Origin of the sequence: Delftia sp. GW456-R20 (genome assembly GCF_001622915.1) — a bacterium.
GTDB lineage: Bacteria > Pseudomonadota > Gammaproteobacteria > Burkholderiales > Burkholderiaceae_C > Comamonas > Comamonas acidovorans.
Genome location: NZ_LWCN01000003.1, coordinates 74,129 through 88,458 on the forward strand (window position 1 = coordinate 74,129; position 14,330 = coordinate 88,458).

The following is a 14,330-nucleotide window of genomic DNA, read 5'->3' on the forward strand; positions in this document are numbered from 1 at the left end:
GGCCCTGGGACAAACCCATACGACGCCGACGCAAGCGCCTGTAGGACAAGCTCGAACATCCCGGCACCATCCAGTTAGCATGACAATAGCGGCCATGCATTCCCTGGCGCGCTGGTTTCCCTTCCTGGCATGGCCCAAACCCTCGGCAGCCGTGCTGCGCGGGGAGTTCTGGGCAGGTCTCACCGTTGGTCTGATGCTTCTGCCCCAGGGCGTGGCCTATGCAGCGCTTGCCGGCATGCCGCTGATCACCGGCATTTACGCCTCCATCGTCCCTGCCCTGGTGGCCGTGATGTTCAGCGGCTCGCCGCGCCTGGGTGTGGGGCCCACGGCCTTGAGTGCCCTGCTGATCGGCGCCTCCCTCACGGGCCTGGCCGAACCCGGCTCCGCGCACTGGGTGGCCCTGGCCGCCTGGATGGCCATTCTTTCGGGCCTGGTGCAGTGGTCGCTGGGCCTGATGCGCGCCGGCTGGCTGCTCAACCTGGTTACCTCGCCCGTGCTCACGGGTTTCACGCAGGCGGCAGCGCTGCTGATCCTGGCCTCGCAGTTGCCCACCCTGCTGGGACTGCGTTCGACCTGGAGCGCGGTCTGGAACACGCCTTCGCTGCAGCTTTTCGACTGGCAGTCCATCCTCTACGGCATTGCCAGCATTGCGCTGCTGGTGCTGGCCAAGCGCTGGCGCGCCGCCTTTCCCTCGGCCATCTTCATCATTGCGCTGACCGGCGTGATCAGCTGGGCCACGGACTTTGCCGATGACGGGGGCGCCGTGGTCGGCCACCTGCCGGCAGGCCTGCCCAGCTTCCAGTTGCCGGGATTGCTGAGCTGGGACGAGTTCGGCGCCCTGGTGATGCCGGTGCTGGTGATCTCGCTGGTGAGCTTTCTGGAGACGGCCTCCAGCGCCCAGGTGGAGCACCAGCAGGCCGGCACGCGCTGGAACGAGAACCAGGACCTGGTCGCCCAGGGGCTGTCCAAGATCAGTGCGGGCCTGTTCGGCAGCTTTGCCACCAGCGCCTCGTTCTCGCGCTCGGCCGTGAACCTGCTGGCCGGCGCCAAGACGGGCTGGTCCAACGTGTTCTCCATCCTGCTGGTGGTCATCGTGGTGCTGTGGTTCATCCCGGCGCTGTACCACGTGCCCAAGGCGGCGCTGGCGGCCATCGTGATCACGGCCGTGGTCAACCTGGTCAAGCCGCGCGTGCTGCTGCAGTTGTTCAAGGTGTCGCGCGTGGAGGGCAGCATTGCGCTGGCCACGCTGCTGCTGACCATCGTCACGGCGCCGCGCATGTACTGGGGCGTGTTCGCGGGCATTGTGCTGAGCCTGGGCTACTTCCTCTACCAGCGCCTGCATCCGCGCATCATCGAAGTGGGCCAGCATCCCGACGGCAGCCTGCGCGACCGCAACCTCTGGCAACTGCCGCCGCTGGCGCCGGGCCTGCTGGCCCTGCGCATGGATGCCGAGCTGGACTTCGGCTCTGCCTCGGCCCTGGAGCGTCGTATCGGTGACGAATGGGCGCTGCGCCCGGAGACACACCATCTGTGCCTGCTGGCCCAGCCCATCAACCGCATCGACGTGACGGGCGTGGAAACCTTCGTGCGCCTGCAACTGCTGGCGGCCAAGCGCAGCGGCGTGCTGCATGTGGTGGGCCTGAAGCTGCCGGCCGAGCAGGTGCTGCTGCGGGCAGGCGCCCTGCACCGCGGACCGCACCTGCGGCTGTACCGCACCGATGCGGAATTCCTCGCCGCCCTTGCCCTGCCGCCGTTCGTGCCTGCACCAGGATCAACATCTGTTACCTCCGATGGTGCAAAAGTCGATGCCGGCGCGGCGACAATCGAGCCTACACACTGATACACTTCACTGGCTTTTCATTCAGCCCTCCGTGACTGCCCCCGCATCCCACCAATCCGTATACCTGCGCGACCTGCGCCTGGCCACAGCCCACGCGCTGGTTACCCACGCTGGTGGGGCGGTCCATCTGCCCACGGATTCGCCGACGCGATATCTGCAGGCGCTGATCGATGAACTGTGCTCGCTGTCGCTGCGCGACCCGCTCACGGGGCTGGCCAACCGCCGCCATTTCCGCACCATTGCCGAGCGCGAGATCGACCGCGTGGCGCGGTCTGGCGAAGCGGCCCTGATGCTGATGCTGGACATCGACCATTTCAAGCAGATCAACGACCAGCACGGCCATATCGTGGGCGACCGGGTTCTGCAGTCGGTGGCCCGTACCCTGACCAATTGCGTGCGCCCCATGGACACGCTGGCCCGCTACGGAGGAGAGGAATTCGCCATCGTGCTGCCCGCCTGCCCTGCGACCTTCGGCGTCTCCGTGGCCGAACGCATACGCAGCGCCATCGAGCGCATGCCGGTCGTCATCTCACCCACGCTGACACTGCAGATCACCATCAGCATCGGCGGCGCCTATGCGCTGCAGTGGATACGCAGCACCACAACCTTGTGGACCGAGCGTGCCGACAAACAGTTGTACCTGGCCAAATCCGCCGGCCGCAACCGCGTGCACATTGAAGAACAACCTGACAGTACGGTAAGCGCGGAGGAAAAAAGCCTGCTTTTCGGACCTTTGTATGCCCCGTCCCCGTTTGACAATGGGCTGAATCCAGATATTGCAACCGATGTGGACCCCGAAGATGGACTCCGCTGATAGCCAGGTGGTAAGCGACAACGCCATTCCCCACCCCTCCCTGCCCGCTGCCGTTCCGATGAGCGATGCCGTGCGCGCCAAGCCGCGCGGACACATCATCGCCGTGACCAGCGGCAAGGGCGGCGTGGGCAAGACCTTCGTTTCGGCCAATCTGGCCGCAGCGCTGACACGCCATGGCCTCAAGGTCCTGGTGCTTGACGCCGACCTGGGTCTGGCCAACCTGGATGTGGTGCTCAACCTCTACCCCAAGGTCACGCTGCACGATGTATTCACCGGCCGTTCCTCGCTGGAGGAAGCCATCCTGCCCGCACCCGGAGGCTACTCGGTGCTGCTGGCCGGCTCCGGGATGATCGAGTACTCGCGGCTCACGCCCGAGATCCGCCAGCAGTTCACGCACACCATCGAGACACTGGCCCCGCGCTACGACATCGTGCTGCTGGACACCGGCGCAGGCATCTCGGACGTGGTGCTGTTCTCCGTGTCCATGGCCACCGAGGTGCTGGTCATCGCCACGCCCGAGCCCACCTCGCTGACCGATGCCTATGCGGCCATCAAGGTGCTGGCCATCCAGCAAAAACGCCAGCAGATCCGCCTGGCCATCAACCAGGCGGCACGCCCCGGAGATGGCCGCGCCATCACGGGCCAGCTGCAGCAGGTGCTCAACCGCTTTGTCAACACGGCCTCCGGCGAGCCATTGCGGCTCACGCACCTGGGCGATATTCCGTCCGACCCGGCCGTGCGCGAGGCGGTGATGCGCCGCCAGTTGCTGCTGCAGTCCATGCCCGGCGCACCGGCTTCGCTGGCAGTGGCCCAGCTGGCCAATAAAATCAAGGCCCTGCTGGTGTCGGGCGGCTGATCGGGTCGCCTCTCGCCGGCACCCCGATCCAACCCGCGGCCTGTGCCGCACCCGCCTGCCTGCCCGTGTCCGACATCCTCAATATTTCCTGCTACAAGTTCACGCCGCTGCCCGATGCAGCGGCGCTGCGCGACACCCTGGCCGAACGCGCCCAGGCCCTGGCGCTCAAGGGCACCATCCTCCTGGCCGAGGAAGGCATCAACTTCTTCCTGGCCGGCCCCGCCCAGGCGGTGCACAGCTTCGTTGACCAGTTGCGCGCCGATGAGCGCTTTGCCGACCTGGCCCCCAAGGAAAGCTGGTCCGACACCGTGCCGTTTCGCAAGATGCTGGTCAAGGTCAAGCGCGAGATCATCCGCATGGACCACCCCACCATCCGCCCGGCAGAGGGCCGCGCGCCATCGGTCAGCCCCGCCACGCTGCGCCGCTGGCTGGAACAGGGCCACGATGACGAGGGCCGCGAGGTGGTGACGCTGGACACGCGCAACGACTTCGAGGTCGATGCCGGCGCCTTCAAGGACACCATCGACTGGCGCATCACCAAGTTCACCGAGTTCCCGCCCGCGCTGCGCGCCCACAAGGCCGATCTGGCCGACAAGACCGTGGTCAGCTACTGCACGGGCGGCATACGCTGCGAGAAGGCCGCCATCCTGATGCGGGACGAGGGCCTGGAGCATGTCTACCAGCTGGAAGGCGGCATCCTCAAGTACTTCGAGGAAACCGACGGCGCCTTCTATGACGGCGGCTGCTTCGTCTTTGACGAGCGCCGGGCCGTGGACGCGGACCTGTCGGCCGCACCCCAGCTGGAGCATCCGCAGGCCCAGGAGACTCCGTCTCCATAGACTGCTCCCCCAGCCCTGACTTGAAGCCCCGGGGCATGCACGCCACGCTTGCGGCGTGCGACACCAATGCGGCCGTACCGGCTGCAGCATCGGCCGCTGTTCAACCCAGGGCACGCACCGAGTTGCTGAGCGAGCGGGCGCAGGCCAGCAGCCCTGGGCCCAGGCGGGCTTGCGCCTCCTCCACCGTCCATCGGCTGGTCGGCGCGACGATGTGCACGGCAGCCACGGGGCGGCCATGGCTGCCGATGACGGGCGCGCCCAGCGTCATGTCGCCCAGAAAGAGTTCCTCCCGGTTGACGGCATAGCCGCGCCGACGCGCCTGGGCCAGTTCATCGAGGATGGCGGCCTCGTCCGTGATGGTGAAACGTGTGTGCGCGGTCCGCTCGCTCTGGCGCAGCAGGGCCAGGGCTTCTTCATCGGGCAGTGCGCTCAGCCAGGCTCGCCCCGAGGCAGTGCAGTACATGGGGATGCGACTGCCAATGGGCATGTGCACCGGTACAAACTGGGCGCTGATGAAGCGTGCCACGTAGACCATCTCCAGCCCGTCGGGCTCGGTCAGGCAGGTGGTCTCGGTCGTGATCTTGGTCAGCTCCGAAAGATACGGATTGGCCAGGTCGATCACCGGATTGGCCGCCAGGTAGTTGTAGCCCACGCGCATGACGCGCGGCGCGAGCTGGTAGCGCCGGGTTTGCGGATGCTTGCGGACATAGCCCAGTTGCTCCAGCGTGAACACCATGCGTTGCGCCGAGCTTTTGTTGATGCCCGCAGCGGCAGCCACATCGGCCAGCGTCATGCTCCGGTGCTGCGCGCTGAAGGCGCAGAGTACGGCCAGGCCCTTCTCCAGCGACTGGTTGAACAGTGGGTTGGTGTCGTCATCCATCGGTGACGAAGCGGGTTGAGGCGTTGCTTGCATGGCGCAAGTATAGGCATCCACTTCCAAAGAATCGCATATCGATTTCTTTGAATTGCTTAGTGGTTTTCTCTTATTTCCTAAAGATTCATCCACATTGATCATTGGCGCGGTTCCGAGAATTCTCCGCTGCAGGCGAGGGGCTGCCCCCAAGGTGACCTGTCCCTGCTGTTTCCTTCCGTCGTTCACGCCAAGGAGTCAGGCAATGCCAGGTTTTGTCCACCGCGTCCTCCACCTCGCCCTGGGCATGTGTGCAGCCGGCGCCGTCGCGCTGGCTGCAGCGCAAGGCGGCAGCGCCCCGGCCAGCTACAACGTGGGCGCCACGCCCACCGGCATTCCGTTCACCTTTCTGGACGTCAAGAGCAACAGCATCCAGGGCATGATGGTCGACACCATGCAGGCCGTGGCCAAGGCGGGAGGCTTCCAGGCCCATGTGCAGCAGACCAGCTTTGCGGCGCTGATCCCCTCGCTCACATCCAGCAAGATCGACATCATCTCGGCCGCCATGCTCAAGACCGCCGCACGCCAGCAGGTGGTGGATTTCAGCGATGCGGTCTACTCCTACGGCGAGGGCCTGATCGTCAAGGCTGACGATGCCAAGGCCTATGTGTCATTGGACGACCTCAAGGGCGAGGTCGTCGGTGCCCAGGTGGGCACGGTGTTCTACGACCTGCTGCAGAAAAAGGGCATCTTCAGGGAAGTGCGCAGCTACGACTCGGTAGCCGACATGACGCGCGATCTGGCGCTTGGCCGCATCAAGGCAGGGCTGGGTGACCAGCCCATCATTGCCTACCAGATACGCCAGCACAGCTTCCAGGGCGTGAAGCTGGCCGAAAGCTACAAGCCCTCCAACGTGGGGGATGTGTGCCTGGTGGTGCGCAAGGGTGACACCGAAACCCTGGCCCGCCTGAACAAGGCCATCGCCACCATCAAGGCAGACGGCACCCTGGCCCAGATCGTCAAGAAGTGGGGCATCTGAGTACATCGGACGCCCGCCGGGTCGCCTCGCGCCTCGCCTCCCCCCTTTGCCGCGCAATGCACGGCAATGACACCTTCGAGGAAAGTACGCCATGCAAGCATTTGTGCAGCACGCGCGAGAGTTCCTGCCCATCCTGCTGCAAGGAGCGGTGGTCACGGTGCAGGTCACCGCGCTGTCGTTCCTGTTGTCCAGCGCGATCGGACTGGTGCTGGCGCTGGGCAAGCTCTCACCCGTGCGCGCCGTCTCGTGGGCCGCATCGACCGTGGTCAATGTGATACGGGGCCTGCCCATCATCGTGCAGCTGTTCTACATCTACTTCGTGCTGCCCGAGGTCGGCATCCAGCTCACCGCCTTCCAGGCCGGGGTGATCGGCCTGGGCATTGCCTATTCGGCCTATCAGGCAGAGAACTTCCGCGCCGGCATCGAGGCGGTGGACCCCGGCCAGCGTGAAGCCGCATTGGCCATGGGCATGCGACCCGCCCTGCTCATGCGCCGCGTGGTGCTGCCGCAGGCATTCCGCATTGCGCTGCCGCCCTACGGCAACACCCTGGTGATGATGCTCAAGGACTCGTCCCTGGTCTCCACCATCACCGTGGCCGAGATGACGCGCCAGGGCCAGTTGATCGCAGCGTCCACCTTCCAGAACATGACGGTCTACACCCTGGTCGCCCTGCTCTACCTGGCCATGAGCCTGCCGCTGGTATGGGGGCTCAGGCGTCTGGAGAAGCGCTTTGGAGCGGGGAGGAAGTCGCCATGATCGAGATCGACCACCTGGAAAAGGCCTACGGCGAGCATCGTGTGCTGCGGGGCGTCAACCTGCGCGTGGCACGTGGAGAAGTGGTGTGCCTGATCGGCCCTTCGGGATCAGGCAAGTCCACTGTGCTTCGCTGCATCAACGGCCTGGAGTCGTACCAGGGCGGGGAGGTGCGCGCATTCGGGGAGTGCGTGGACACCCGCGCGCCCTCCATCCACGCGCTGCGCAGCCGCATGGGCATGGTGTTCCAGCGCTTCAACCTCTTCCCGCACCGCACCGTGGTGCAGAACGTGATGGAAGGCCCCATCCATGTGAAGGGCCAGGCTCCCGGCCAGGCCCATGCCGAGGCATTGGAGCTGCTGCGCAAGGTAGGCCTGGCAGACAAGGCACAGGCCTGGCCCGCACAGCTGTCGGGCGGACAGCAGCAGCGGGTGGCCATTGCCCGCGCCCTGGCCATGAAGCCCGAGGCCATGCTGTTCGACGAACCCACTTCGGCCCTGGACCCCGAACTGGTGGGCGACGTGCTGGGCGTGATGCGCCAGCTGGCCGAAGAAGGCATGACGATGATCGTGGTCACGCACGAGATGGCCTTTGCTCGCGAGGTGGCCGACCGCGTGTGCTTTCTGCATGGCGGCACCATCGTGGAGGAAGGCCCTTCGGCCCAGGTGCTGGGCGCACCGCGCCATGCACGCACGCAGGACTTCCTGCGGCGCGTGCTGCACCAGCACTGTGCGCCGTCAGAAGGTGCGGCATGACGAAGGCAGCTACCGCCTCCATCGCATCGTCTTCGTCGGTACGCCCCGTGCTGTCGCACCCGTCAGCGCCATCGCTGTGGGCAGCCACTGCGCCCGCCGCACCGCCCACGCCACCGCTGGCGGCACCGCTGACCACCACCGACGTGCTGGTGATCGGCGCGGGATATACCGGCCTGTCGGCAGCACTGCATTTGGCCGAAAGCGGCGCCAGCGTGTGCGTGCTTGACGCCCATGCTCCCGGCTGGGGTGCGTCGGGCCGCAACGGCGGCCAGGTGAACCCCACCCTCAAGTACGACCCCGACGAACTGCAGCGCATCCACGGCGCCGCTCGTGGCGAGCGGCTGATCGACGCCGTCTCCCGCTCGGCCGACCTTGTGTACGGGTTGATCGAACGGCACGGCATCGACTGCGCGCCCGTGCGTGCCGGCTGGCTGCAGGTCGGATACACCCAGCAGGCGGTGGACGGCATGCACGCACGCGCCCGGCAGTGGGAACGGCGCGGCGTGCGCGTGGAACTGCTGGACCGCGCTGCCACGGCAGCACGCACAGGCACGCCCGCCTTTGCCGGCGGCTGGCTGGATGGACGCGCCGGCGCCATACAGCCCCTGGCCTACGTGCGCGGACTGGTGCGCGCCGCACAGGCCCTGGGCGTGCAGGTTCACAGCGAATCGCCCGTGCTGGCACTGGAGCGCCAGGGCACGGACCACTGGGTCGCCACCACGGCCCAGGGTCACCGCATACAGGCCAGGCAGGTGCTGCTGGGCACCAACGGCTATACCGATGGCCTGTGGCCTGGTCTGGCGCGCACGGTGCTGGCAGCCAACAGCTTCATCGTGGCCACGCAGCCCCTGGGCAAGGCGGGCGCGCACATCCTGCCCGGGGGCGAGACAGGCTCGACCTCGCAGCGCCTGCTGCTGTACTTTCGCAAGGACGCACAAGGCCGTCTGCTCATGGGCGGGCGCGGACATTTTGCGGACCCGCAGGGCGCAAGCGACTATGCCCATCTGGAACGCGCCGTGGCGCTGATGTTTCCCGGCCTGGGCCCCCTCCAATACGAGTACCGCTGGGCCGGGCGCATCGCCGTCACACGCGACTTCATGCCCCATCTGCACCAGCCTGCCCCCGGCATCACCATGGCCTTGGGCTACAACGGCCGCGGCATTGCCATGGCCACCCTGCTGGGGCGGGAGGCAGCAGCGCTGATGGCCGGCGGAAATGCGCTGGCCTGCCCTTTTCCGGTAACGCCGGTTCAGCCGATACCGCTGCATGGGTTGCAACGGTTGTACATAGCGGCGGGAGTGGCCTGGTACAGCCTGCTGGACCGGCTGGGGGCGTGAGGCTCAGTGGAGCCGGCCGATCAAACCGCGCCGGCCTGGCGCATCAGCCGCAGCGCCTGCTGCGCCACGCGCTCGCCGAACACGCGCGCCGTCTCCAGGTCGCCCGGCAGCATCTCGGCGGCCGAGGCATCCGAGGCCGATTGCGCCATGGCACCGCTGAAGGCGCCTATCCAGTTGAGGTCATTGCGCTGCGCGGCGCGCGCGTTGGACGGCAGCATGCCGCTGCCCACCCACAGGCCGCCATGCTGCATGGCCAGCTGGAACAGATAGTCCAGCGTGGTCTGCTTGTTGCCGTTGACACTGGCACTGTTGGTGAAGCCGGCGAACAGCTTGTCCTTCCAGGCCTGCACGAACCACGGCTTGGAAGAGGCATCGGCAAAGCGCTTGAACTGCCAGCTCGGCCCGCCCATGTAGGTGGGCGATCCAAAGATGATGGCGTCTGCCGCCGCCAGCAACTCCCAGCCACCCGCAGGCAGCTGGCCGTCGCTGTCGATCGACAGCATGCGCGCGCCTGCGCCGTCGGCCACGGCCTGGGCCATGCGCTGGGTGTGTCCGTAACCCGAGTGGTAGACCACCACGATATCTGCCATACAAGAAATCCAATCCTCGGACGCCCTGCGCAGCCACAGGCCAGCCAGCGCCGCATTCATCAATCCATCCACGCCAAAGGGCCCCGCAGCGCTGCTGCGGGGCCCACTCAAGGCAGTAGCCTAACAAAAATCAGGGCATGGCCAACGCTGCCCGACCCACTCAATGGCGGCGCGCATCCACGCTCCAGCCGCCGGCACCGTGGGCGGCAAAGCCCAGCAGGCCGCCAGTCACGGCGATGTTCTTCCAGAACAGCAGCTGCTGCATCATGGCCGCGTCGGCCGGCACGCTCCAGTAGGCGTGAAAGAAGAAGCTGGCCACCAGCGTGAAGAAGGCCAGCACCAGGGCCGCCCAGCGCGTGCACCAGCCCAGCAGCAAGGCCAGGCCGCCGACGATCTCCACCACCAGGGCAATGGCCACGCCGATCTGCGGCATGGGCATGCCTACCGATGCGGCATAGCCCACGGTCCCGGCGAAGCCTCCGATTTTCTGAAAGCCCGCTGGCACGAACATCAGCGCGATCAGGATGCGGCCGGCCAGCGCCAGCGGGTTGCTCAGACGGTTCAACATGATGGGTACTCCTCGTGAATCTTCAGAGCGTGCTGTGCACGCTCTCAGGCTTGCAGATCGAAGACCAGGACCTCGGACTGTTCCCCGTCGTGCAGGCGCAGTCGCGGTTCATTCTCCACAAGGGCCGCATCGCCCGTTGTCAGCCGTTGCCCATTGACGCTCAGCGCGCCGCGTACCAGGTGCACATAGGTCTTGCGGCCGGCGGGCAGTTCCAGCTCGGCCTGCTCATCGCCGTCGAACAGCCCGGCATACAGCCGGGCATCGGCATGGACGGTGACCGAGCCCTCGGCGCCATCGGGCGAGGCCACCAGGCGCAGCCGGCCGCGCTTTTCCTCGTCGGCAAAGGCTTTTTGCGCATAGCCGGGCGCAATGCCCGTTTCGCTGGGCAGCAGCCATATCTGCAGGAAATGCGTGGTCTGGCCCGGCGCATGGTTGTGCTCGCTGTGGACCACGCCCGAGCCGGCGCTCATGCGCTGCACCTCGCCGGGCGAGATGGTCTGCTCGTTGCCCATGCTGTCCTTGTGCGAGAGCCGGCCTTCGAGCACGTAGCTGATGATCTCCATGTCCTTGTGGCCATGGGAACCGAAGCCCGTGCCCGGGGCGATGTGGTCTTCGTTGATCACGCGCAGGTTGCCAAAGCCCATGTGGCGCGGATCATGGTAGCCCGCAAACGAGAAGCTGTGGTGCGAGCGCAGCCAGCCATGGTCGGCATGGCCGCGTTCCCGGGATTTGCGCAGGGCGATCATGTTTTTGTCCCTTTCCAACGTGTCAGATCTTCGAAACTCTTGCGTCGATGGCTCCACTGTAGAAGCCGCTGCCGCAGGCAAGGCGCAGCAGGATTGATGGCATCATTCAAAGCTTTTGAAGCCATAACGCCCCATGCCCAGCCCCCGCGACGTGCTCACCCCCGACAGCCTGGCCATGCTCCAGGCCATTGCCGAGGCCGGCAGCTTTGCCGCCGCTGCACGCCAGCTGGGCCTGGTGCCCAGTGCCCTGACCTACCGTGTGCGCCAGATCGAAGATGCGCTGGACGTGCTGCTGTTCGACCGCCGCTCGCGCCACGCCCAGCCCACCGAGGCCGGCCGGGAGCTGCTGCGCGAGGGGGTGCGCCTGCTGCATGAGATCGACACCGTGGCGCATCGCGTGCGCCGCGTGGCCACGGGCTGGGAGCCGCACCTGACCATCGTGGTCGATGGTGCCGTGGCGCGCACGCCGATGCTGGAGCTGGTCGAGGCCTTCTACGCCATGCAGCCACCCACGCGGCTGAAGCTGCGCGACGGCATCCTCACCGGCACGCTGGAGACGCTGACCTCGGGCCGGGCCGACCTGGCCATCGGCGTGGCGGTCAACTCCAGCAACGTGGCGGGCCTGCAGGCCTGCGAGCTGGGCGAGCTGGACTTTGTCTTTGCCGTGGCGCCCCACCATCCGCTGGCCACGGCGCCCGAGCCCATCACCGACGCCACCTTGCTACAGCACCGCATCATCGCCGTGGCCGATTCAGGCCTGCGCGACAGCGCCAGCATGGGCCTGCTCAGCGGCCAGGACATCTTCACCGTGGACTCCATGCAGGCCAAGATCGAGGCCCAGGTGCGCGGCATAGGCTGCGGCTTCCTGCCCCATTTCATGGCCGATGTGTATGTGCAGGCCGGCCTGCTGGTGACGCGCCAGGTTGCCCGGCCCTCGCGCAATGTGCGCGTGCACTACGCATGGTCCGGCGCGCCGCAGCAAGTTCCGCCACGTGCGCTGCAGTGGTGGCTGCAGCAGTTGGAGAGCCCCGCCACGCGCCGCGCTCTCATGGAAAATCATCACCGACATTGAGCTGGCGCACGCCGCCGGGCGGTCTTCGCGGGTGTAGAGTGGTTACAGGTCCCGGCCTGCCACGCCACTGCGGTGGAGCAGGCCGGAAAGGACATGCTTCCCGGAATCTGCCACTGCCCGCAAAGGTCTGCTCCATGAACGCTTCCCGCGCTGCCTCCAAGTCCACGGTCAAGAAAAAGGCCACCAAGCCCCCCGAAGCCTCCAAGGCGCGCCCCAAGGCCGGCGCACGCCGCATTGCCGTGATTGGCGCCGGCATGGCGGGCCTGGCCTGCGCACGCACGCTGATGCAGGCCGGCCACGATGTCCATGTCTACGAGCGGCTGCCCCAGGTGGGCGGGCGCATGCGCTCTGTCAACGCCGCGCATGGCGCCTTCGACATCGGCGCGCAGTATTTCACCGTGCGCGACAAGCGCTTCGAGCTGGCCCTGCAGACCGTGCCCGGCCTGTGCCGCCCCTGGAGCGTGAGCACGCTGCGCGTGCTGGATGCGCAGGGCCGCCAGTCGAGCGCTGCCCCCGCACCCACCGAAGCCCATTGGGTAGCCACGCCCGACATGCAGGCCCTGCCGCTGGCCTGGGCCGCGCCGCTGTGGGATGCCGACCGCCTGCACCTGGGCCAGCGCGTGACCAAGCTCGAACGCCAGCCCGGATCGCACGGCTGGAGCCTGCATGTGGAGACGACCGAGCCGACCACGCAGATCCGCGCGGGATTCGATGAGGTGATACTCGCCCTGCCCGCGCCCCAGGCGCGCCAGCTGCTGCAGACCACGCCCCTGGCCCTGTCGCTGGTGCAGGGCATGGCGGCCGTGGAAATGGCGCCCTGCTGGGCGCTGACGCTGTCCTATCCCATGGCCACCGAGGCCGGACTGTCCACCCTGGGGCCGCAGTGGAATGCGGCCCGCACCACGCATGAGCGCGCGGTCTGGGTGGCACGAGAATCCTCCAAGCCGGGCCGCTCCCAAAGCGAACGCTGGACCGTGCTGGCCAGTCCCCAATGGTCGCAGGAGCACCGCGCCGACGACGCCCCGCGCGTGCTGGCCAAGATGCAGAAGGCCTTTGGCGAGATCACGCGCATCCGCATCCCTCCCCGCCATGCCAGCGTCTACCTCTGGCCCCATGCGCAGACCCTGTCGCCGCTGGGCCGCAGCCATTTGCGCAACAAGGATGCGGGCCTGGGCCTGTGCGGCGACTGGTGCATTGGCCGCCGCGTGGAGGATGCCTTTGTCTCGGGACTGGAAATGGCCCTGGCGTTGGTTGCGGACTGAACCAGGCCACCAGGTCCTGGCAGGGGGCGGCGCAAGGCCTTAACATCCGGCCCCGATGATTCCCGCCGCCCCTGAATCCGCCGAGACCGGCTCCGCACCCGCCCCATCCCCGTATGTCGGCCGTTTTGCGCCCTCACCCACGGGCCTGCTGCATGCAGGCTCCCTGGTGGCGGCGCTGGCCAGCTGGCTGGATGCACGCGCCCATGGCGGCCGCTGGCTGGTGCGCATCGAGGACATAGACCCTCCGCGCTGCCAGCCCGGCGCCGACACCGCCATCCTGAACCAGCTTGCCACCTGCGGCCTGCTGCCGGATGAAGAGCCCGTCTGGCAGTCCCGCCGCCACACCTTCTACGAAAGCGCACTGGAGCGACTCAAGGCCGGCGGCCTGGCCTATCCCTGCGGCTGCACGCGCAAGGACATCGAGGCAGCCTGGGAAAACCTGGGCTGGGTCCATGAGCGCCATGTGGAGCGGCCCTACCCCGGCACCTGCCGCGACGGCCTGCACGGCAAGAGCGCCCGGGCTTGGCGCTTTGCGCTGGACCGCTTCACCCGCCACGACCCCGTGCTGCACTGGCAGGACCGCCGCTTGGGCGCCCAGCAGCAGGATGTGATCCACGGCGTGGGCGACTTTGTCCTGCGCCGGGCCGCCGGCCTGTGGGCCTACCAGCTCGCCGTGGTCGTCGATGACGGCCTGCAGGGCATCACCCATGTGGTGCGCGGCGCCGACCTCGCCGACAATACGCCCCGCCAGATGCTGCTGCAGCGCGCCCTGGGCATAGGTCACCCGCAGTACCTGCACACGCCGCTGGTGCTCATGCCCGACGGCGAAAAGCTTTCCAAGCAGCACGGCGCCCCTGCACTGGACCTGAGCGCCCCCGTGACCGCGCTGCGCACCGCAGCCGCCCACCTGGGACTGCCCCAGCCATCACCCCAGGCCGCATTGGGCGAAGCGCTGCAGTTCTGGGTCAGGGGCTGGCGCCATACATACAATTGAGCCCGTGAACCCAA

The 14,330-nt window shown here is 67.1% G+C and carries 15 protein-coding genes; 11 read left to right on the forward strand and 4 right to left on the reverse strand.

Going from position 1 to position 14,330, the window contains the following annotated elements:
* The first annotated feature begins 94 nt into the window (after positions 1 to 94).
* From A4F85_RS01610 to A4F85_RS01625, 4 genes are all read left to right on the forward strand, one after another.
* Complete coding sequence (locus tag A4F85_RS01610; protein WP_013802175.1) at positions 95 to 1,840, forward strand: SulP family inorganic anion transporter; 1,746 nt, start codon at positions 95 to 97, stop codon at positions 1,838 to 1,840.
* On the forward strand, positions 1,791 to 2,654 hold the full coding sequence (locus A4F85_RS01615) for a GGDEF domain-containing protein (RefSeq protein WP_013802174.1): 864 nt from the start codon (positions 1,791 to 1,793) through the stop codon (positions 2,652 to 2,654). The genes A4F85_RS01610 and A4F85_RS01615 overlap by 50 nt, the downstream gene beginning before the upstream one ends.
* The gene (locus tag A4F85_RS01620; protein WP_013802173.1) at positions 2,641 to 3,510 is read left to right on the forward strand and encodes a MinD/ParA family protein; all 870 of its coding nucleotides are present in this window, start codon (positions 2,641 to 2,643) and stop codon (positions 3,508 to 3,510) included. The genes A4F85_RS01615 and A4F85_RS01620 overlap by 14 nt, the downstream gene beginning before the upstream one ends.
* 65 nt (positions 3,511 to 3,575) lie before the next feature.
* On the forward strand, positions 3,576 to 4,349 hold the full coding sequence (locus A4F85_RS01625) for a sulfurtransferase (RefSeq protein WP_034394337.1): 774 nt from the start codon (positions 3,576 to 3,578) through the stop codon (positions 4,347 to 4,349).
* A 100-nt stretch (positions 4,350 to 4,449) separates the two neighbouring features.
* Here A4F85_RS01625 and A4F85_RS01630 read toward each other — a convergent pair whose 3' ends face one another.
* Positions 4,450 to 5,229 carry an IclR family transcriptional regulator gene (locus A4F85_RS01630; protein WP_034365152.1) on the reverse strand — a complete coding sequence of 260 codons (780 nt, stop codon included), beginning with the start codon at positions 5,227 to 5,229 and terminating at the stop codon, positions 4,450 to 4,452.
* A 235-nt stretch (positions 5,230 to 5,464) separates the two neighbouring features.
* Here A4F85_RS01630 and A4F85_RS01635 point away from each other — a divergent pair, with 235 nt between their 5' ends.
* The 4 genes from A4F85_RS01635 to A4F85_RS01650 all read left to right on the forward strand — a co-directional run bounded on the left by A4F85_RS01635 (position 5,465) and on the right by A4F85_RS01650 (position 9,084).
* Complete coding sequence (locus A4F85_RS01635) at positions 5,465 to 6,238, forward strand: ABC transporter substrate-binding protein (protein WP_063325443.1); 774 nt, start codon at positions 5,465 to 5,467, stop codon at positions 6,236 to 6,238.
* Between the two features lie 91 nt (positions 6,239 to 6,329).
* Positions 6,330 to 6,995 (forward strand): ectoine/hydroxyectoine ABC transporter permease subunit EhuD, encoded by a 666-nt coding sequence (ehuD, locus tag A4F85_RS01640; RefSeq protein ID WP_016451664.1) that lies wholly within the window; start codon positions 6,330 to 6,332, stop codon positions 6,993 to 6,995.
* On the forward strand, positions 6,992 to 7,747 hold the full coding sequence (locus tag A4F85_RS01645) for an amino acid ABC transporter ATP-binding protein (protein ID WP_063325444.1): 756 nt from the start codon (positions 6,992 to 6,994) through the stop codon (positions 7,745 to 7,747). Before ehuD ends, A4F85_RS01645 begins: the two co-directional genes overlap by 4 nt.
* On the forward strand, positions 7,744 to 9,084 hold the full coding sequence (locus A4F85_RS01650; RefSeq protein ID WP_063325445.1) for an NAD(P)/FAD-dependent oxidoreductase: 1,341 nt from the start codon (positions 7,744 to 7,746) through the stop codon (positions 9,082 to 9,084). The genes A4F85_RS01645 and A4F85_RS01650 overlap by 4 nt, the downstream gene beginning before the upstream one ends.
* A 20-nt stretch (positions 9,085 to 9,104) precedes the next feature.
* Here A4F85_RS01650 and A4F85_RS01655 read toward each other — a convergent pair whose 3' ends face one another.
* The 3 genes from A4F85_RS01655 to A4F85_RS01665 form a co-directional block, all read right to left on the reverse strand.
* Complete coding sequence (locus A4F85_RS01655) at positions 9,105 to 9,674, reverse strand: flavodoxin family protein (protein WP_063325446.1); 570 nt, start codon at positions 9,672 to 9,674, stop codon at positions 9,105 to 9,107.
* A 160-nt stretch (positions 9,675 to 9,834) separates the two neighbouring features.
* The gene (locus tag A4F85_RS01660) at positions 9,835 to 10,242 is read right to left on the reverse strand and encodes a DoxX family protein (protein ID WP_013802170.1); all 408 of its coding nucleotides are present in this window, start codon (positions 10,240 to 10,242) and stop codon (positions 9,835 to 9,837) included.
* 44 nt (positions 10,243 to 10,286) lie between these two features.
* The gene (locus A4F85_RS01665; RefSeq protein WP_012205871.1) at positions 10,287 to 10,988 is read right to left on the reverse strand and encodes a pirin family protein; all 702 of its coding nucleotides are present in this window, start codon (positions 10,986 to 10,988) and stop codon (positions 10,287 to 10,289) included.
* Positions 10,989 to 11,121: 133 nt separating this feature from the next.
* Between A4F85_RS01665 and A4F85_RS01670 the strand changes: the two genes are divergently transcribed.
* The 3 genes from A4F85_RS01670 (at position 11,122) to gluQRS (ending at position 14,316) form a co-directional block, all read left to right on the forward strand.
* The gene (locus tag A4F85_RS01670) at positions 11,122 to 12,060 is read left to right on the forward strand and encodes a LysR family transcriptional regulator (protein WP_013802168.1); all 939 of its coding nucleotides are present in this window, start codon (positions 11,122 to 11,124) and stop codon (positions 12,058 to 12,060) included.
* 134 nt (positions 12,061 to 12,194) lie between these two features.
* Positions 12,195 to 13,322, forward strand: a complete 1,128-nt coding sequence (locus tag A4F85_RS01675) for an NAD(P)/FAD-dependent oxidoreductase (RefSeq protein ID WP_063325447.1) — start codon at positions 12,195 to 12,197, stop codon at positions 13,320 to 13,322.
* Between the two features lie 55 nt (positions 13,323 to 13,377).
* The gene (gene gluQRS / locus A4F85_RS01680; RefSeq protein ID WP_063325448.1) at positions 13,378 to 14,316 is read left to right on the forward strand and encodes a tRNA glutamyl-Q(34) synthetase GluQRS; all 939 of its coding nucleotides are present in this window, start codon (positions 13,378 to 13,380) and stop codon (positions 14,314 to 14,316) included.
* The last annotated feature ends 14 nt before the right edge of the window (positions 14,317 to 14,330 follow it).